The 18451-nt window shown below is 59.9% G+C and carries 20 protein-coding genes; 11 read left to right on the forward strand and 9 right to left on the reverse strand.

From position 1 onward, the window contains the following. The first annotated feature begins 69 nt into the window (after positions 1–69). The 5 genes from ffh to rplS all read left to right on the forward strand — a co-directional run bounded on the left by ffh (position 70) and on the right by rplS (position 3589). Positions 70–1446 (forward strand): signal recognition particle protein, encoded by a 1377-nt coding sequence (gene ffh, locus E5E97_RS07540; RefSeq protein ID WP_011704629.1) that lies wholly within the window; start codon positions 70–72, stop codon positions 1444–1446. Between the two features lie 184 nt (positions 1447–1630). Further along, positions 1631–1879, forward strand: a complete 249-nt coding sequence (rpsP, locus tag E5E97_RS07545) for a 30S ribosomal protein S16 (RefSeq protein WP_005341383.1) — start codon at positions 1631–1633, stop codon at positions 1877–1879. A 24-nt stretch (positions 1880–1903) separates the two neighbouring features. Then, positions 1904–2425, forward strand: coding sequence for a ribosome maturation factor RimM (gene rimM / locus E5E97_RS07550; protein WP_011704630.1), 522 nt, complete (start codon positions 1904–1906; stop codon positions 2423–2425). Between the two features lie 34 nt (positions 2426–2459). Next, positions 2460–3209 carry a tRNA (guanosine(37)-N1)-methyltransferase TrmD gene (gene trmD, locus E5E97_RS07555; protein WP_011704631.1) on the forward strand — a complete coding sequence of 250 codons (750 nt, stop codon included), beginning with the start codon at positions 2460–2462 and terminating at the stop codon, positions 3207–3209. A gap of 32 nt (positions 3210–3241) precedes the next feature. Next, complete coding sequence (gene rplS / locus E5E97_RS07560; protein ID WP_005313505.1) at positions 3242–3589, forward strand: 50S ribosomal protein L19; 348 nt, start codon at positions 3242–3244, stop codon at positions 3587–3589. Positions 3590–3692: 103 nt separating this feature from the next. Here the strand turns inward: rplS and E5E97_RS07565 are convergent, their stop codons facing one another. Together E5E97_RS07565 and mutH are read right to left on the reverse strand one after the other, a co-directional pair. Then, a complete protein-coding gene (locus tag E5E97_RS07565) occupies positions 3693–4022 on the reverse strand; it encodes an isoamylase early set domain-containing protein (RefSeq protein ID WP_118881933.1) in 330 nt (109 codons plus the stop codon). Between the two features lie 82 nt (positions 4023–4104). Then, positions 4105–4779, reverse strand: coding sequence for a DNA mismatch repair endonuclease MutH (gene mutH / locus E5E97_RS07570; RefSeq protein ID WP_118881932.1), 675 nt, complete (start codon positions 4777–4779; stop codon positions 4105–4107). Between the two features lie 733 nt (positions 4780–5512). Between mutH and rppH the strand changes: the two genes are divergently transcribed. From rppH to E5E97_RS07600, 6 genes are all read left to right on the forward strand, one after another. Continuing rightward, positions 5513–6040, forward strand: a complete 528-nt coding sequence (gene rppH, locus E5E97_RS07575; protein WP_011704634.1) for an RNA pyrophosphohydrolase — start codon at positions 5513–5515, stop codon at positions 6038–6040. Positions 6041–6054: 14 nt separating this feature from the next. Continuing rightward, positions 6055–8334 carry a phosphoenolpyruvate--protein phosphotransferase gene (ptsP, locus tag E5E97_RS07580; RefSeq protein ID WP_076361506.1) on the forward strand — a complete coding sequence of 760 codons (2280 nt, stop codon included), beginning with the start codon at positions 6055–6057 and terminating at the stop codon, positions 8332–8334. A 67-nt stretch (positions 8335–8401) separates the two neighbouring features. Continuing rightward, positions 8402–9226 (forward strand): prolipoprotein diacylglyceryl transferase, encoded by an 825-nt coding sequence (lgt, locus tag E5E97_RS07585; protein WP_011704636.1) that lies wholly within the window; start codon positions 8402–8404, stop codon positions 9224–9226. Next, positions 9226–10020: a thymidylate synthase gene (thyA, locus tag E5E97_RS07590; RefSeq protein ID WP_118881930.1), complete on the forward strand. Its 795-nt coding sequence runs from the start codon at positions 9226–9228 to the stop codon at positions 10018–10020. Before lgt ends, thyA begins: the two co-directional genes overlap by 1 nt. Positions 10021–10246: 226 nt before the next feature. Then, positions 10247–11437 (forward strand): Na+/H+ antiporter NhaA, encoded by a 1191-nt coding sequence (nhaA, locus tag E5E97_RS07595; protein ID WP_024944573.1) that lies wholly within the window; start codon positions 10247–10249, stop codon positions 11435–11437. Continuing rightward, positions 11434–11841 carry a hypothetical protein gene (locus E5E97_RS07600; protein WP_118881929.1) on the forward strand — a complete coding sequence of 136 codons (408 nt, stop codon included), beginning with the start codon at positions 11434–11436 and terminating at the stop codon, positions 11839–11841. The genes nhaA and E5E97_RS07600 overlap by 4 nt, the downstream gene beginning before the upstream one ends. A 117-nt stretch (positions 11842–11958) precedes the next feature. Here E5E97_RS07600 and E5E97_RS07605 read toward each other — a convergent pair whose 3' ends face one another. The 7 genes from E5E97_RS07605 to E5E97_RS07635 form a co-directional block, all read right to left on the reverse strand. Continuing rightward, the gene (locus tag E5E97_RS07605) at positions 11959–13119 is read right to left on the reverse strand and encodes a phage late control D family protein (protein WP_171280078.1); all 1161 of its coding nucleotides are present in this window, start codon (positions 13117–13119) and stop codon (positions 11959–11961) included. Continuing rightward, positions 13119–13610 (reverse strand): phage tail protein, encoded by a 492-nt coding sequence (locus E5E97_RS07610; RefSeq protein WP_171280079.1) that lies wholly within the window; start codon positions 13608–13610, stop codon positions 13119–13121. The genes E5E97_RS07605 and E5E97_RS07610 overlap by 1 nt, the downstream gene beginning before the upstream one ends. A gap of 12 nt (positions 13611–13622) precedes the next feature. Beyond that, positions 13623–16058 carry a phage tail tape measure protein gene (locus E5E97_RS07615; RefSeq protein WP_171280080.1) on the reverse strand — a complete coding sequence of 812 codons (2436 nt, stop codon included), beginning with the start codon at positions 16056–16058 and terminating at the stop codon, positions 13623–13625. Continuing rightward, the gene (locus tag E5E97_RS07620) at positions 16055–16186 is read right to left on the reverse strand and encodes a GpE family phage tail protein (protein WP_029306174.1); all 132 of its coding nucleotides are present in this window, start codon (positions 16184–16186) and stop codon (positions 16055–16057) included. The genes E5E97_RS07615 and E5E97_RS07620 overlap by 4 nt, the downstream gene beginning before the upstream one ends. An 8-nt stretch (positions 16187–16194) precedes the next feature. Beyond that, positions 16195–16479, reverse strand: a complete 285-nt coding sequence (locus tag E5E97_RS07625) for a phage tail assembly protein (protein WP_171280081.1) — start codon at positions 16477–16479, stop codon at positions 16195–16197. Between the two features lie 63 nt (positions 16480–16542). Continuing rightward, positions 16543–17061, reverse strand: a complete 519-nt coding sequence (locus tag E5E97_RS07630; protein ID WP_171280082.1) for a phage major tail tube protein — start codon at positions 17059–17061, stop codon at positions 16543–16545. Between the two features lie 9 nt (positions 17062–17070). Next, positions 17071–18243, reverse strand: coding sequence for a phage tail sheath protein (locus E5E97_RS07635; protein ID WP_216368143.1), 1173 nt, complete (start codon positions 18241–18243; stop codon positions 17071–17073). Positions 18244–18451 lie beyond the last annotated feature (208 nt).

The following is an 18451-nucleotide window of genomic DNA, read 5'->3' on the forward strand; positions in this document are numbered from 1 at the left end:
ATAATCGTCCTCATTGCGCCGGCTGAGGTATAATGCCCCTATTTGTTACGCCAAGAACCGGAATGCGTCATGTTTGAGAATTTGACTGAACGACTCTCGCGCACCCTGCGCAATGTCAGCGGCCGTGGTCGTCTGACCGAAGAGAACATCAAAGAGACCTTGCGCGAAGTTCGCATGGCGCTGCTCGAGGCGGACGTCGCCCTGCCGGTGGTCCGTGACTTCGTGGCTCGCGTCAAGGAGCGGGCGGTTGGCCAGGAAGTGGCCAAGTCCCTGAGCCCGGGCCAGGCCTTCATCAAGATTGTGCATGGCGAACTGGTCTCCGTGATGGGGGAGGCCAACGAGCAGCTCAACCTGGCAGCCCAGCCACCGGCCATCATCCTGATGGCGGGTCTGCAGGGTGCCGGTAAAACCACCACGGTCGGCAAGCTGGCCAAGCTGCTCAAAGAGCGCAGCAAGAAAAAGGTGCTGGTAGTCAGTGCCGACGTCTATCGTCCGGCGGCGATCAAACAGCTGGAAACCCTGGCCAATGACATCGGTGTGGACTTCTTCCCGAGCGATGCCAGCCAGAAGCCGGTCGACATCGCCAATGCGGCCATCGATCAGGCGCGCAAGAAGTTCTATGACGTGGTGATCGTCGATACCGCCGGTCGCCTGCACGTCGACAGCGACATGATGGACGAGATCAAGCATCTCCACGCCACCATCAAGCCGGTCGAGACCCTGTTCGTGGTGGATGCCATGACCGGTCAGGATGCCGCCAATACCGCCAAGGCCTTCAACGAGGCGCTGCCGCTCACCGGCGTGATCCTCACCAAGGCGGACGGCGATGCCCGTGGTGGTGCCGCTCTGTCGGTGCGCCACATTACCGGCAAACCGGTCAAGTTCATCGGTATGGGCGAGAAGACCGATGCGCTGGAGCCGTTCCACCCGGATCGTCTGGCTTCCCGCATCCTCGGCATGGGCGACGTGCTCTCCCTCATCGAAGAGGTGGAGCGCAACGTCGATAAAGAGAAGGCGGCCAAGCTGGCCAGCAAGGTCAAGAGCGGCAAGGGCTTCGATCTGGAAGATTTCCGCGAGCAGCTGGCCCAGATGCGCAACATGGGCGGCATGATGGGTATGCTCGACAAGCTGCCGGGCATGTCCGGCCTGCCGGACAACATCAAGGATCAGATGGATGACAAGCTCACTGTGCGGATGGAGGCCATCATCAGCTCCATGACGCCCAAGGAGCGTGCCCATCCCGACCTCATCAAGGGCTCTCGCAAGCGTCGCATCGCTGCAGGCTCGGGTATGCAGGTGCAGGATGTGAACAAGCTGCTCAAGCAGTTCACCGAGATGCAGCGGATGATGAAGAAGATGTCCGGCAAGGGCGGCATGCGCAAGATGATGGGGCAGATGAAGAACATGCTGCCGCCGGGATTCGGTGGTGGCCGCGGCCCCTTCTGATTGCAGAGTCGTTATATAGAAGTCAGGGGCTCACCACGGGTGGGCCCTTTTCATGGGGCCGCTTGTGCAAAAAATGGCTGGCTTAGTTGCAATTATTACGAATCCAAGTAGAATTACGCGGCTTATTTTAAGCTAGGGTCCGCGTGTTTGCGGGCCTTGTTCATTAGATGTTAATGAGGACGATATGGTAACCATTCGTTTACAACGTGGTGGCGCGAAAAAGCGTCCGTTCTACCAGGTAGTAGTTGCTGACAGCCGTAACGCCCGTGACGGTCGTTTCATCGAGCGCGTTGGTTTCTTCAACCCGGTTGCTTCTGGTAACGCTGAAAAGCTGAACCTGGACCTGGCTCGTATCGAGCATTGGGTTGGTACTGGTGCCGCTGTTTCTGACCGCGTTGCCAAGCTGATCAAAGACGCTGCCAAAGCTGCTTAATCAGCCAAACGGTAAGGAGTTAAGGTGGAAAAACCTGTAGTTCTGGGCACCCTGGGTACCGTTTACGGCATCAAGGGCTGGCTTAAAGTGAACTCCTTCACCGATGTTGCCGAAGCGATTTTCGATTACAACCCCTGGCTGATCAATCAGAACGGGGTGTGGCGTGAAATTCAGGTTTCATCCTGGAAGCGTCACAACAAGGGTCTGATCTGCAAACTCGATGGTATCGACGTGCGCGAGGATGCCCTGGCATTGACCAATGTCGAGATTGGCGTAGCCGCCGATCTGTTGCCTGCGTTGCCTGAGGGCGAGTTCTACTGGCGTGACCTGATTGGTTGCTCGGTAGTGACCACCAAAGGGTACGACCTGGGCAAGGTGACCGAATTGATGGAAACCGGCTCCAACGATGTGTTGGTGGTTGAGGCCAATGTAAAAGATGCCTTTGGTGCGAAGGAGCGGTTGATTCCGTTCCTGGAAGAGCAGGTGATCAAGAACATTGATCTGACTGCTCGAACAATCGAAGTTGATTGGGATCCTGGTTTCTAGTTTCCCGCGCTAACACGGGTGCCGGAGGTTTCTTATGTGGATTGGGGTGATTAGCCTCTTCCCTGAAATGTTCCGAGCCATTACCGAGCACGGGGTAACGGGTCGGGCCGTCAAGAGTGGCCTGCTGCAGATTGAGTGCTGGAACCCCCGGGACTTTACCCACGACAAACACCGTACGGTCGATGATCGTCCTTATGGTGGTGGGCCCGGCATGTTAATGATGGTTCAGCCGCTGCGTGACGCGATTCATGCAGCCAAGCAAGCGGCGGGAGACGGGGCGAAAGTCATCTATCTCTCTCCTCAGGGACGCAAGCTGACTCAAGCGGGCGTGACCGAGTTGGCGACGAATCAGAAACTGATTCTGGTTGCCGGTCGATACGAAGGTATCGATGAACGCGTGATACAAACCGAAGTCGACGAAGAGTGGTCTATCGGGGATTACGTGTTAAGTGGTGGCGAGTTGCCTGCCATGACCCTGATCGATGCGGTTTCGCGTCTGGTCCCTGGGGTTTTGGGCGATCAGGCCAGTGCCGAGCAGGACTCCTTCACGGATGGCCTGCTGGATCATCCCCACTACACTCGGCCGGAGTTGTTGGATGGATTGGCGGTGCCAGAGGCGCTGACAAGCGGCAATCACGAAGTGATTCGGCGCTGGCGGCTCAAGCAATCGCTCGGACGAACCTGGCAGAGAAGGCCGGAACTTATTAACAACCTAGCTCTGACTGACGAGCAAGAATCACTTCTTGCCGAGTATGTCCGCGAAGTGCGTGACAGCGTTAAGTAGAGTTTTCAGTTTATCCTAGGTAAGGAAAGACAATGAGCAAGATTATTCAGCAGCTTGAACAAGAGCAACTGCGTACCGACATCCCGGCTTTTGCCCAGGGCGACACCGTACGTGTTCAAGTTCGTGTTAAAGAAGGTGGTAAAGAGCGTCTGCAGGCTTTCGAAGGCATCGTTATTGCCAAGCGTAACCGCGGTCTGCACTCTGCTTTCACCGTTCGCAAGATCTCCAACGGCGAAGGTGTTGAGCGTGTATTCCAGACTCACTCTCCGCTGATCCACAGTGTAGAACTGAAGCGTCGTGGTGATGTTCGCCGCGCCAAACTGTACTACCTGCGCAACCTGTCCGGCAAAGCTGCTCGTATCAAAGAGAAGCTCAACTAATTCGATTCGAATTGGTGTCGGTATGTCGGCGAAAAGCTCGACAGGTAGTGAAAAGGCTCGCCAATGGCGAGCCTTTTTTGTATCCGCTTTCGGGTATGCCGGCTCAATCAGGCTGGCTGACCCGCACCACCGAGTTGTCCCGTCCGAAGGGACCGGGCACGTAGTCATCCGCCGCCCAGTCATTGTCGTAGTGGGTTTCCCCGTTGGGTTGCACCAGCTGGTAGCAATACTCGAAATGAGCGGGACCGTCGGTCGGCAGATTGAGGGTGGTCTTGAACTCACCGCTCTTCATCCGCTTGAGCTCGATGGGTTGCCACTGGCTGAACTCCCCCAGCAACAGCACCTGCTCGGCCTCTCCTGCGGCCTCTTTTTCCACGGCAAAGGTCACCTTGACCTCGGGGCGGGACTTGAGAAATTGCTTGTTGATCGGCATGACGCCTCCTTGTCCTGATTGCGAAGAAATAGCTGCTGGCTATTTTTATATCACTTTATGACAAAGATGTTGATAACAGAGATCAAGCGGGCAGGGCAAAGTGGCGCTGCAGCAGCCCGTGGGTAAAGCTTATCTTGAGGTAAAAGCCGCGCGGCAGGGTCATGATCGGTTGGCCATTGCGGCCGATGGCCCGGGTCAGAGCCTTGTTGTTGGCCGCCTTGGGACGCAGTTGTAGCACCTGGCCGTGGCGGGCGCTGATCTGCTCCACCTCTCCCAGCACTATCATGTCCATCAGTTCTTCCCAGTCCTGGCGCAGCAGCCGCTCTTCCTCTTCATTTGGACTCCACAACAGCGGCATGCCGATCCGGCGCTCACCGATGGGGATCTCGCGGCTGCCCTCCACCGGGATCCAGAGCACGCGGGAGAGCTTGTTGCGCACATTGGACTGTTCCCACTGCTGGCCGCTGACACCGATCAGCGGTGCCACGCAGACGAAGGTGGTCTCCAGCGGTTTGCCCTGAGGATCGATGGGGATCGTCTTGAGTTCGATGCCAAGATCCGGGAAATCCTGTTCGGGCTTGCTGCCGGCGCTGGCCCCCAGCTGCCACTCGATAAGCTGACCAACCCAACCCTTGTCACGACGCAGATCCGCCGGCACGGCGATGTCGGCCGTGGCGGCCAGCTGGGCCAGCGTGAAGCCCGCCATGGCATAGGCGCGGGCCAGCAATTCCTGCTCTGACTGGGGGTTGGTGGGCATGGGTCACTCCTGCAAAGGGGGATTATTCTAGCAACTCTGATCCTCGCTGAGGATCGCTGTTTTTATAACCGATCCTGGCAGGGGTATGCACAGGGGGGGCTGTTTTGTGAGTAAGTGCTTATCATAATGATTTTAAACGAATTTGTCTCTATGCCGTCGGTCATTGACCGGCAGGATCCAGGCTCGAAATAGTTGTCCAAGGGTTTGCTCGCGCTGTTGCACACAGTTATCCACAGAAATCTTGGATAACTGCTGGCAAGAGCTAATAGTTGGCTCATTGTTACAAAAAAATGTGAAACAGCACCGATTTCAACGGCGATTCCAGAGCAGATAGTGTGCCACTCCTGTGGATAAAATAGCCATGGTGGATCTTTGAACAGTCGAACTTGTTCACAATCGAGATCCCGGATCGCCGGCCGTGAAAGACATGGATCTTGATCCAGCATTGATTGTTTAACTTCATGTATTTAAATACATATTCTGTTTTTATCAACATGGGGTATGCTGTCGCCTGGTTTGGATCAGATAAATGAAACTACTGTATATACCTGCTTGCTCACAGGCTTATGCACAGTCTGGGTGGGCAACTTGGCTCGGTTGATCCTTGGATTTGTTTATAAGTCGGCTTGAAATTGAAAGTTATTCATGAGTGGGGGATCGCAGTCCCTGTTTGCTGCCACGAGGTGAATGTGGAACAATCCCCTTATAGATTCAGCCTTTATAAGGTGATCACGTGATAGATGGCGACGGGTTTCGTCCCAATGTCGGAATCGTGATCTGTAACCGTGACGGACAAGTATTGTGGGCTAAGCGCTATGGGCAGCACTCCTGGCAGTTTCCGCAGGGAGGGGTTGATGATGGTGAGACGCCGGAGCAGGCCATGTATCGTGAGCTGTATGAGGAGATAGGCCTCAAGCCCGAAGATGTGACCATCATGGCCACCAGTCGCAACTGGCTGAAGTACCGCTTGCCCAAACGCCTCGTTCGTTGGGACAGTTCACCGGTCTGTATTGGCCAAAAACAAAAATGGTTCTTGCTGCAGCTGGATCCGGGCAGGGAGTCCAGGATCCAGTTCGGCTGTCATGGTCATCCCGAGTTTGATGACTGGCGTTGGGTCAGCTTCTGGTATCCGGTCCGTCAGGTCGTCTCCTTCAAGCGGGAAGTCTATCGACGGGTAATGAAGGAGTTTGCCCCGCTGGCGATGCCGGTGCCGGCAGTTCAGGTCAACAAGAAGGATGGGCGGCGCAATCGCCCCCGTTAAGGAGCACAGATTAGTTGTTAACGGAACTCAGACGCATCGTCGAAAGCATGGCCGAGGCCAATACCCTCGAGCTGGCCTTGCAGGCACTGGTCAGCCAGACCCGGCTGGCCATGATGGTGGACTGCTGTTCCGTTTATGTCTCAGAACCCGAGATGCGCCGCTACCGACTGGCCGCGACCGATGGTCTGGCCGAGTCGGCGGTGGGCAAGGCCACCCTGCCGTTCGAGCAGGGCATTGTCGGTCTGGTGGGTCAGCGGGAAGAGCTGATCAACCTGGCCGATGCCCCCTCCCATCCCAGCTTCAAGTTCCTGCCCGATGTGGCAGAAGAGGCGTTTCGCTCCTTCCTCGGCGCCCCCATCATGCATCAGCGTCAGGTGGTGGGCATTCTGGTGGTGCAACAGAAGGAGAGCCGCCTCTTCGATGAGGGGGAAGAGTCCTTCATGGTGACCCTGGCGGCCCAGCTGGCGGCCCGGATTGCCCAGGCCCAGGCCAAGGGCTGGCTGCAGAAGACCGACTGGAGCAAACCGCTGCGTGGCATTGCCGGTGCCAGCGGCATCGCCATGGCCAAGGCCTGGGTGTGGCGGCCGCGCAAGGAGCTCAACTCCATCACCCCGCGCAAGGATGAGGATCACGCCAGACAGCTGGAGCGGCTGAATGTGGCGGTGGAGGAGGTGCGCCATGATCTGGAGAGCCTGGCACTGCGGTTTCGCGAGAGCTACAGCCAGGACTCGGTGGCGATCTTCGATATCTACCTGCATCTGCTGAACGATCCCGGCTACATCAAGCCCATTCGCAACAAGGTGAGCAAGGAGCACTGGACGGCCGTCTCGGCGGTTAAGCTCATCAGTGACCGGCTGATCGATCAGTTCAAGGGGATGAAGGATCCCTACCTGCAGGAGCGCTCCACCGATGTGAAGGACATCGCCCAGCGGCTCATCAGCCGGCTGGTGCAAAACGAGCCAGAGCATATCGCCATCGGTGAGCCTGTGGTGCTGGTGGCCGACGAGGTGACGGCCACCATCCTGGCTGAAGTCCCCCGCGAGTTTCTGACCGGGGTAGTGTCGCTCAAGGGGGGCACCAACTCCCACGCCGCCATTCTGGCTCGCGCCATGGGGGTGGCGGCCATCATGGGGGTGGATCTGCCGCTCGGCGACATCGGCGGTCGCATGCTGGTGGTCGATGGCTACAGCGGCGATCTCTTCATCGAACCCAATCAGGTGATCCTGACCGAATACCGCCAGCTGCTGAGCGAGGAGCGGGCACTCGATACCCTGGTGCGCAGCGTCGACAACCAGCCCTCCGAGACGGCCGACGGTGTGCCTGTCTCCCTGCTGCTCAACGCCGGGCTCAGTGCCGACACCGAAATATCCCTCAATCAGCTGGCGGACGGGGTCGGCCTCTATCGTACCGAAATCCCCTTCATGCTGCAGGACAGCTTCCCCTCCGAGTGGGAGCAAACCGCCCGTTATCGCGGCATTCTCGAGACCTACCGCAACCGGCCGGTCTGCATGCGCACCCTGGACGTGGGCGGCGACAAGCAGCTGCCCTATTTCCCCATCGTCGAGGAAAATCCCTTCCTTGGCTGGCGGGGGATCCGGCTCACCCTGGATCACCCCGAACTGTTCCTGGTGCAGCTCAAGGCGATGCTGCGGGCCAGCGAAGGGCTGGACAATCTGGCCATCATGCTGCCGATGATCAGCAGCGTCAGCGAAATCAAGGCTTCCCGCCGCCTGCTGGATCAGGCCTGGCGAGAAGTGTCGGAAGAGGCGGCCAGCCGGGAAGCTGTGATCCGCTATCCGAGCCTGGGGGTGATGATCGAGGTGCCTTCCGCCCTCTATATCCTGCCCGAAATGGCGCCGCTCATCGATTTCTGGTCGGTGGGCAGCAACGATCTGACCCAGTACCTGTTGGCGGTGGATCGCAACAACGCCAGGGTCGCCAACATCTACGATGCCTTCCATCCGGCGGTGATCCGCGCCCTGCAGCTGCTGGTCGATGCCTCCCATCGTTACCAGAAGCCGGTGTCGGTGTGTGGTGAGCTGGCCGGTGATCCGGTCGGGGTGCTGCTGCTGTTGGCCATGGGCTATCGCCGCTTCAGCATGAACACCCACAACATCGCCCGCATCAAGTACGTGCTGTGTCAGTCCACCCTGAGCGAACTGACGGTGCTGCTGACGGATGGCCTCAAGCACGACAACCCGCATGTGCTGCGCGGCCTGTTTGCCCGCTATCTGGAAGAGCACGGCCTGGGCGGTTTGCTGCGCGCCGGTCACAAAACGAAACAGACTGATTGATAATCATGCCTTGTCCCTGCTGACGAATGATCGGAAAATGCGGCTTTTCTTATGACTGGGGCCGCATATGCAGCACGATGGATATTGGGTTTTCTCGCAGATTGATCCCGTAGCATTCAGTTTGGGACCACTATCGGTACGCTGGTATGGTCTCATGTACCTGTTTGGTTTCGCCTTTGCCATGTGGCTGGCGGGGCGCCGCGCGGATGCGCCGAACAGTGGCTGGACCCGCAACGAGGTCTCGGACCTGCTGTTTTACGGCTTCCTCGGGGTGATCCTGGGTGGCCGGGTCGGTTATGTGCTGTTCTACAACTTCGACATGTTCCTGGCCGATCCTCTCTACCTGTTCAAGATCTGGACCGGCGGTATGTCGTTCCACGGCGGCCTGATCGGGGTCATTACCGCCATGGTCTGGTTTGCCCACAAGACCAATCGCCACTTCTTCACCGTGGCTGACTTCGTGGCACCGCTCATTCCGTTCGGCCTCGGTGTCGGTCGCATCGGCAACTTCCTCAATGGCGAGCTGTGGGGCCGGGTCACCGATGTGCCCTGGGCCATCATCTTCCCGGAGGCAGGTCCCGAGCCGCGTCATCCGTCCCAGCTCTATCAGTTCGCGCTGGAAGGGGTGGTACTGTTCATCATCCTCAACCTGTTCTGGCGCAAGAACCCGCCCCGTGGCGCCATCTCCGGCATGTTCCTGCTGTTCTACGGCCTGTTCCGCTTCCTGGTGGAGTTCGTGCGCCAGCCGGACAGCCAGCTCGGTCTCTACTTCCAGGAGATCAGCATGGGTCAGATCCTCTCCACCCCGATGATCATTATCGGTGCCCTGATGATCTGGGTTGCCTACAAGCGCCCGCAGCTGTTCGGTAACAGCGTCAAGGAGGCAAAGTAATGCGAGCCTATCTCGACCTGATGCAGAAGATCCTCGATGAAGGGACCGTCAAATCCGACCGTACCGGTACCGGCACCGTCTCTCTGTTCGGCCATCAGATGCGCTTCAATTTGGCGGAAGGCTTCCCGCTGGTCACCACCAAGAAGTGCCACCTGCGCTCCATCATTCACGAGCTGCTGTGGTTCCTCAATGGCGATACCAACACCGCCTATCTGAAAGAGCACGGCGTCAGCATCTGGGACGAATGGGCCGACGAGAACGGTGATCTGGGGCCGGTGTATGGCGCCCAGTGGCGCTCTTGGCCGGCGGCTGACGGGTCTGTCATCGATCAGATCCAGAAGGCGGTAGACGACATCAAGCACAATCCGGATTCGCGCCGCATCATCGTCTCCGCCTGGAACGTGGGCGAACTGGACAAGATGGCGCTGGCTCCCTGCCACGCCTTCTTCCAGTTCTACGTGGCCGACGGCAAGCTCTCCTGCCAGCTCTACCAGCGCAGCTGTGACGTGTTCCTCGGCCTGCCGTTCAACATCGCCAGCTACGCCCTGCTGACCCACATGATGGCCCAGCAGTGTGACCTGGAAGTAGGCGACTTCGTCTGGACCGGTGGTGACGTGCACCTCTATTCCAACCACATGGAGCAGACCGCACTGCAGCTCTCCCGCGAGCCGCGCCCGCTGCCGACCCTGGTGATCAAGCGCAAGCCGGACTCCATCTTCGATTACAAGTTCGAGGATTTCGAGATTGAGGGTTACGACCCCCATCCCGGCATCAAGGCGCCCGTCGCCATCTGATGTGAAAGGCGCCCATGAGGCGCCTTTTTTATGCATAAAAACCAAGGAGTATTCACTCTGATGACTGATCTTCGAGTGATATCCGTATGGGAGAAAACCTGCTTATAGCAGACATGTTTGATTTTTCTTTCGGTTTTCTCGTTGTATTTCGCAGTAAGAAACGATTTTCCATTAATTGTTATGGGATATAGACTCAAAACAAAGTAATACTGTGGATAATTTAACCATGAGCGACGTAATCAAAAAGTTCCTCAAGCTGGAGGCCGCCTCCGGAATAATTCTGATCATGGCGGCCATGCTGGCGATGATCCTGGCCAACAGCGGCCTGGCCGGCAGCTATCAGGCCTTCCTCGATACCCAGGTGCAGGTGCGCATCGCCGCCCTCGACATCAACAAGCCGCTGCTGCTCTGGATCAACGATGGCTTCATGGCCGTCTTCTTCCTGCTGGTCGGCCTCGAGGTGAAGCGCGAGATGCTGGAAGGGGCCCTCTCTTCCCGGGTGCAGGCTACCTTCCCGGCCATCGCCGCGGTGGGCGGCATGCTGGCGCCCGCGCTCATCTATGCCTTCTTCAACTACTCGGATGAAGTGGCGCGCGCCGGCTGGGCCATTCCCGCCGCCACCGACATCGCCTTCGCCCTCGGGGTGATGGCGCTGCTGGGCAAGCGGGTGCCGGTCAGCCTCAAGGTGTTCCTGCTGGCGCTGGCCATCATGGATGACCTGGGCGTCATCATCATCATCGCGCTGTTCTACACCCAGCAGTTGTCGCTGACGGCGCTGGCGATCGGCATCCTGGCGACCCTGACCCTGCTGTGGATGAACCGCCGCGGTGAGGATCGGATCAGCCTCTACATGCTGGTGGGGCTGGTGCTCTGGGTGGCGGTGCTGAAGTCGGGCGTCCATGCGACCCTGGCCGGGGTCATCGTGGGCTTCATGATCCCGCTCAACGGCAAGCGTTATGCCTCGCCGCTCAAGCAGCTGGAGCATGCCCTGCATCCCTGGAGTGCCTACCTGATCCTGCCGCTGTTCGCCTTTGCCAATGCCGGAGTGTCGCTGGAGGGGATCGGTCTCTCCGCCCTGCTGAGCCCGGTGCCGCTCGGCATCATGCTGGGACTGTTCATCGGCAAGCCGCTCGGGGTGTTTACCATCAGCTGGCTGGCGGTGAAGCTCGGCATTGCCCAATTGCCCAACGGGGTCAATTTCAAACAGATCTTCGCGGTCAGCATCCTGTGTGGCATCGGCTTTACCATGTCGATGTTCATCGCCTCGCTGGCCTTCGAGCACGGCGGGTTGGATTACGGCAGCTATTCGCGCCTCGGGATCCTGGTGGGATCGACCCTGGCGGCGATCGTCGGTTATCTCGCCCTGCGCATGGCGCTCCCGAACCGGGAGGCCGACCAAAGCACGGAGGGGTTATGAAAAGACTAGGATGGCTGACCTTGCTGGTGCTGAGCCAGACGGCCTGGGCTGGCAGTCTGCAGGATTGCCAGCAGGATGCGGCCTCGGCCGGCTGCTCTGCCTACCTCAACGGGGTGGTCGACAGCGCCCTGATGCTGGGGGACAAGCAGGCCAAGGCCCAGTTTGGCGAGACCTTCGCCGAGCGGGCGCTGAGCAGCCGGGCCGGCGAGCGGGTCAAACAGTCCAACAAGCGTTACTGCGGAGAGCGGATGCCGGATCCGGCCCGTCTCAAGGCCCATCTGCAGGCACAGTTTGACGCGAACAAGGTTGACTCGATCAGCGACATGTATGACATTCTGGCGGCTGAACTCAGTTGCTACCGGAGTCCGCGCAGCGCGGGAACCCCATCGGATGTCACACCTTAACTACAACCATCTCGACTAAATTGAGTTTGTTTATCTCATTTAAATCAGTGCGTTATCATTTTTTATTTTGATGATGGCGACGAAGTGGCGGCAGAGCTTAGGCTCTGCCGCCATTTTTCATTCTGGCAGCTCTTCCAGCTTCACTTCGAGTTGTACGCGGTTGGTGTAGCCCTGATTGGTGAGGTCGTGCACCACCTGGGTGAGCAACCAGGGGGCGGCGTCTATATCAGGTTTGAATCCCCTGACGGTGGTTGGTTGTTCCGGGTAGAGCTCGGGGCGCCCCTTGGCCAAGGTGATGTCGAACTCGGCGACCCCGCGCTGGATCCGCTCCCACTCCGCACGGGCGGCCCGCATAGCGTTGCTCTGGTTGGCGTAAACATGGCGCAGCTCTTTGACGTTCTCGCTGCTGCCGACCAGCAGCTCGTTTTCTTTCTTGTTGACCACGACCCCAGGCGGCAATGGCCGTTCCTGCTTCGGCTTGGCCTTCTTCTTGCGCTTCACCTCGACTTTCTTCTTTTCCGCCTCCTTGTTGTCTTGCCAGTAGGCGGTCACGCCGGTGTAGGCATCCCGGTCAGCCACTGAGAAGCGGTGTTGATCGCCATCCCGACGGGTGATGGTGATGGCCGGCAGAGGCTGACCGCTGGCGGTGGTTCCCTGGCCTGCCTTGATAAACAGCAGGCGGCCATTCTTGACGGTGGCGATGCCATCGCACTGACCAGCCAGGCGGGTGAGGAAGGCGAGATCGCTCTCGTTGGCCTGGTCGATGTGGTCGATCAGCTGGCCCTTGAGTGAGTCACCCACGCAGGGCGTGAGCTGGTAGCGGGCGGCGACCTGATCGACGATGCCGCTGACGGTGGTCTGGTGCCAACTTTGCTCACGCAGTTTGTTCATGCCGCCGCGCAGGTCGGCTGACTTGCCCCGTATGGTGAGCACATCCGGGGCCCCGCCGTGCTCCACCTCGTCGATCTTGTAGGTGCCCTTGTCGACCAGGGCCTGGCCTTGCCAACCGATGAGGGCGCGCAGAGTGGCGCCCCGGCGTGGCATATCGAGCTGACCGTCGCTGTCATCGAGGGTGATCTCGATGGTGTCGGCGGTGAAGCCCCGGTTGTCGGTGATGGTCATCGACATCAGGCGCGGCCTGATGGTGGCCGAGATGTCTTTGCCATCGACCAGCACCTGGTAAGCCGGTACCGGGTGGCCTAGGCGCAAGGCGTCGAGCGGATTGGTCAGCCCCAAATTCTCTGCCAATCGCGTGCCGAACTGGTCGAATTCCCCCATCAAAGAAGCCCCCCGAGCTTGTTGCCGATACTGCCGACCAGCTTGCCCAGACCCAGGCGGCCGAAGAGGTTGCCCGCGGTGCGTCCCAGCAGGGTTTGGACAAGAGATCTGTCGTTGTCATCTACCCGCTTGAGCTTGATGGTGAACTCGATTTTGCGGGCGGTGCCATCGCTGAAAAACTCGCTGCGGGTGGTGCTGATACCCTCTATCACGAATGACCCACGCATGGCGCCATCCCCCTGGATCAGCGGGAAGGCTTGGCCGCTGTCGCCCATCTGGTTGAGCATGTCGAGGGAGACAGGGCCGCCAGTCACCTCGGGCAGCAGCACCCCGCTCAGGGTGCTGGTTTCGTCATCCGGGCCGACGAACTGGTAAGCCGGGCGAGCACCAATCCGGTTATTGCCCGGATGGCGCCATGCACGTTCGTCTTGTTGTGAGAGGGGGGCCACGGTCGAGCGCATAAACACGAACCAGCCCAGGGTCATCATCATGGTGGTTGCTCCTTAATTGCGATCGGTCAGGGAGGCGCGGCCATTGGCAGCGGCCTGCCGTTCGCGTCTGTCCAGTTCGCGGCGAACCTCTTGCGCCACATCCGTGCCGGATTGCCCGGGTTGCTGGACGATGTGGATCGGTGCGCTGATCTGGGTGGTGGTGTTGCCTCTGGCGACCGGGCGCGGCGGCGTCACGATGCGCGGGCCGTAACCGGATCCCCCGGCCATGGCCGGGGTGTTGTAGTTTCCGGTGAGGTAGCCTGACGGGTTGACGTTGGCCGTGACCGAACCACCCCCTTTCATCCAGTCCGGCAGCAGGTCGGTGAGGGTTTTTATCTTGGCTTTCAGGCTCTCCCACTTCGCAGTGATGCCACCAATCAGGCCGTCGATGATGGCCTTGCCCTTGTTGGCCGCCCCGGCTGGCAGGGTATCGAAGAAGGCCCAGATCTCGCCCCAGTGCATGATCAGCATGCCGATAGGCGTCCATGAGAAGAGCTCTTTCAGGAGCTCCCAGAAGGCGAGCGCAGGGGCCTGGCACTGCGCCCACAATCCGCCGAACCATGCGGCGACGCCGTCCCAGTTCTTGTAGAGCAGGTAAGCCCCGGCGGCGATGGCCACAATGCCCATGATGAACCAGCCTATGGGGTTGGTGAGCATGGCAATGCCGAGTCTGACCATGCCCATGGTCAGCGCCTTGATGAAGGTCAGCAGGGGGCTCCCATAGACCAGCAGCATCGACATCCCCATCTTGATGGCCGCCAGCGGACCCAGCAGCCCAGCCACGATCAGCAGCAGTGACCCGCCGGCGGCAGCTGCCACGGCGGTGACGGCAGCGATACGGGTCAGGGTGGAGGTGAGTTCAGGGTTGGCCCGCATCCAGTCACCGGTGACCTGGATTATCTCGGTGACGCGCTGGATGATCCCGCGCATCGGGCCGTTCTCGGTCTCCATCATCTGGATGCCCACGTCATCCCACGCGGAGGTTAGGTTATCCAGGTCACCAATGGCGTTATCTGCCATGACCTTGGCGACCTTGCCGGCTTCCCCCTGGGTTTGCTTCAAGGTGGCGATGAGCTCTTGCAGCTTGCCGGATCCCGCCTGTTCGGTCAGTACGGCCAGGGCGGCGAAGGCTTCCTCACCGGCGATGGCCTTGAAGTAGCCCGAGCGGGTGGTATCCCCCATCTTGCTGGTCTTCTTGTAGAGCTCGTCGAGAATATCGGGCAGGGCGCGCAGGTTACCGGCCGCATCGGCGGTCTTCACGTTCAGGGCGGCGAGCGCGTCGTGTGCGGCCTTGGGAGGCGCCGCCAGGCGGCCGAGAATGGCCCGCATGGCGGTACCGCCCATGCTCCCTTGGATGCCAGCATCCCCCAGCTTGCCCGCCATGGCGGAGGCTGTTTCAAGATCGACGCCGAGGCCGGCCGCCACCGGGCCCACGTACTTCATGGTTTCACCCAGCATCTGCAAGTCGACGTTGGCGCGAGTGAAGGTGCCGACCATTACATCCCCGAGCCGGTTCATCTGGTTTGCTGGCAGCTTGAAGCCGGTCAGGATGTTGGATCCGATATCCGCTGCGGCGGCAATCTCGACGCCACCCGCCTTGGCGATGTCGAGTACACCCGGCATGGCATCGCGGATCGCCTTGGGGGTAAAGCCAGCCATGGCGAGGAAGCCCTGGCCCTGCGCCGCTTCGCCCGCCGTGAAGGCGGTATTGGCGCCCAGCTCCCGCGCCTGAGCCCGCAAGGCGGCCAGTTCGCCGTTGCCTTTGTCCAGCCGGGTTATCGCCTGCACCTTGGACATATCGACATCAAAGCCCATGGCCTTGCTGGCGATGTTGGTGCCCTTGTAGATAGCCGCGGCACCGGTTGCCATGCCTGCGGCGCCATAGCCCGCCATGGTGCCGCGCATGGACATGGTCTTGTCATAGCTGGCCTTGACCTGGTTGAGGCGCTTTTGCTGGTCGGCCAGTTGGCCCAGCTTGGCGCGCTGCTGGTCGAGCTGGGTATTGGCGGAAGCCAGATCGGTCTTGAGGCGGCGCTGGTGTTCGCCGAGCTGCTTGGTGTTGATGCCTGCCTCGCCCAGGGCCCGTTTCAGGCTGCCGTGACGGGCGACCATTTCCCGCTCTTGTTGGGAGAGGTCGCGCACCTTCTGCTTGGCCTGCTCCATGGCGCGGGTCATGGCCTTGGTCGGCTGCTCGACCTTGGCAAACTGCTGGGCCATCTGCTGGGCATCGCGCTGGGCTGCTGTGAGTTGGGCGCGGGTGGCGCCAATCTGTTGGCCCAGGGTGCGATAGCCGTCAATCTGGCCGCTCTGGGTTTCCAGCTCCTTGATGCGTTTTTTCGTCTCGACCAGGTCTTTGGCGGTGATGCGGCTCTGGCCGCTGGCTGCCTTGAGGGGGGCGGTCAACTTGTCGACCGCCCCGAGCAGGATTTGAAGTTTGAGAGGGTTCATTGCTCTGTTGCCCCGTTGATGCGGTTGTGGGTCTCAACGAGGTTTTGGTGCCAGCCCATCAGCTCGCTGATCTCCATGGCCGCCATCTCGGACGGCGGCCAGTGGGCGATGATGGCCAGATCGGCCATCACCTCGTCTACGCAATGAGGTAGGCCATTCTCTTCGGTACCAAAAAAGCACTTACCTCACTGCCCAACTGCATCAGGTCGGCTGGATCCATGTTGCCAATTTCGAGTTCGGTCAGGATCGGGGTGGTGATGCGGGGCAGCAGTTTGGTGAGGGCGTTGACGTCCATCTGCACCACATCGGTCATATTGAGGCCGCGCATTTCACCCGCCTTGGGCTTGCGCAGTTGGACCTCGGTGATGGTGGTATCGCCGCGCTGGATGACTTGGTCGAGGGTAACGGTCTTGTTTTCCATTGTGTTGGTTCCTAGATATGTGGTGAGGGCGGCTGTGGGCCGCCCGTTGGGTTTTTGGGTGGGTTAGAGGCCGATGGCCTTGCGGTGTTCGGCCATACGGTCGACGCCATCGGGGCCGATCTCGATCATGTTGAGCAGGTCGATTTCGTGGATGACGGCCCCGTCAATGGTCACTTTGTAGTAGGTGTTGACCATGCTGACCTTGGCCTGGCTGTTATCGCCGACCTTGGCAGTGCCCCAGTCGATCTCTTTGAAACGACCTCGGGTGAACACTTCTACGGCCTGCACACCGACGACATCATCCCGCTGGATGGAACCGGCAAAGCGAAGGGCGACACCGTCGATCTTGCCATTGCCCATCTTGCCCAGGATCTCGGCGCTGTAGCCGCCCATGGTGAAGGAGGTATCGAGGGCGCTGTCATCGAGCCCCATGTCGATGTTGACGGCGCCGCCCATGCCGCCGCCGCGATAGGCCTCGAACTTGCGGGAGAGCTTGGCAAAGGTGAATTCTTCCGCTTCGCCAATCCAGTTGGTGCCATCTGTGAAGATGTTGAGCTGTTTGACTTTTTTCGGCAGTGCCATGGTGGCTCCTTATGCTGCGGCCGCGACGCGGGCGCCGAAGTCGATGAGGTAGGTGTCGGTGATGCGCTGGATGAAGCCGAGGTCTTCGAGCGGTGGCATCGGCGTGTAGTTGTAATCGATGCGCAGCTTGCCGGCCTTGAGGGTGTCTTTGTCGTTGAGCTCCTCGTTGTACCAGCAGTCAAAGCCGAGCAGGTAACCGCCCGCCACCAGTTCGCGACCCTTGGCCTTGATGCCCTCGATGATGTCTTTCACCAGGGTGGGGGTGAGCGGCTTGTCGTTGGCCCACATGTGCGCCTCGGCCATGGTGTCGGCCAGGATCTGGGCGGTGCGGGTGTAGTTCTCGAACTGGAACAGGGGATCATCGGAACAGGTCCGGTTGCCCCAGTAGCGGAAGCCGCCTGCCCGGATGAGGGCGGTGATCTCGTTGGCGTTGAGCAGGCCGACCTCGGTATCGGGGTCTTGCAGATCCCAGAACAGGGCCTTGGTCATGCCGTCGACCCCGGTCACGCCGACGTTGGACAGGGTCTTGTGCCAGCCAATTTCTTTGTCGATGAATGCCCGCATGGCGGCCGCTTTGAGGCAGGCATCCAGTTTGATACTGGCATTGGCGGTAGTGTCCCAGGCGGTCCAGTCGCCGTGGATCGGCATCAGTTCGCGGCTGGAGAAGTTCTCGCGGTAGGCGAGCGCCGCCTCGACGGTGTCGGCAATGGTTGGCACATAGGCGAAGGCGCGCAGCTTCTTGGCCGCACCCGCCAGGGCAGTGGCGATGGGCAGGGTGCAGTTGTCCGGCACGCAGAGGATGCGGGGCTTGACGCCGGTGGCCGGGGCGGCCCGCTCCAGCGCCTTGAGGCCGGTATAGCTGCCATCCGGCAGTATGGTGCCGATGATGTTGCTGGTCAGCTCTGCCACGTCGGCTCCATCGGCCACGCGCACGGCGATGACGATGGTGTTGACGGTGTCATAGATGGTTTGCAGCGAGCGCTTGAGGTTGCCGGTGCTGCCCGCCTTGGCGATGGCCGCCGGCAGGTTGGCAATCAGCACGGGTTTGTTGAGGGGGAAGTAAGCGGCATCCGCATCGCTGCCGGTGCAGATGATGCCGATCACCGCCGTGGCGACGGTGCGAATGGTGCGCGTGCCCTCGTTGACTTCCACGACGCGCACGCCGTGGTGAAATTGGTCCAGTGCCATAGGTTCTCCTGTTGTCCGGACGGAGCATTCTGTGCGTAGGTAATGCATGTGATGCGAGCAGGGTCAGGATGCAGGGGCAGGGGATGACAGGCGAGCGGCGGCCAGTGTGTGAGGGCCGTACACACTGGCGAAGCGGTGACAAGGTGACGGATGACGGCAGTCACGAACCCCCCCCCGCACAGGGCGGGGTGGTTGCATTGGT

Origin of the sequence: Aeromonas sp. 2692-1, assembly GCF_013085505.1 — a bacterium.
GTDB classification, from domain to species: Bacteria; Pseudomonadota; Gammaproteobacteria; order Enterobacterales; family Aeromonadaceae; genus Aeromonas; species Aeromonas hydrophila.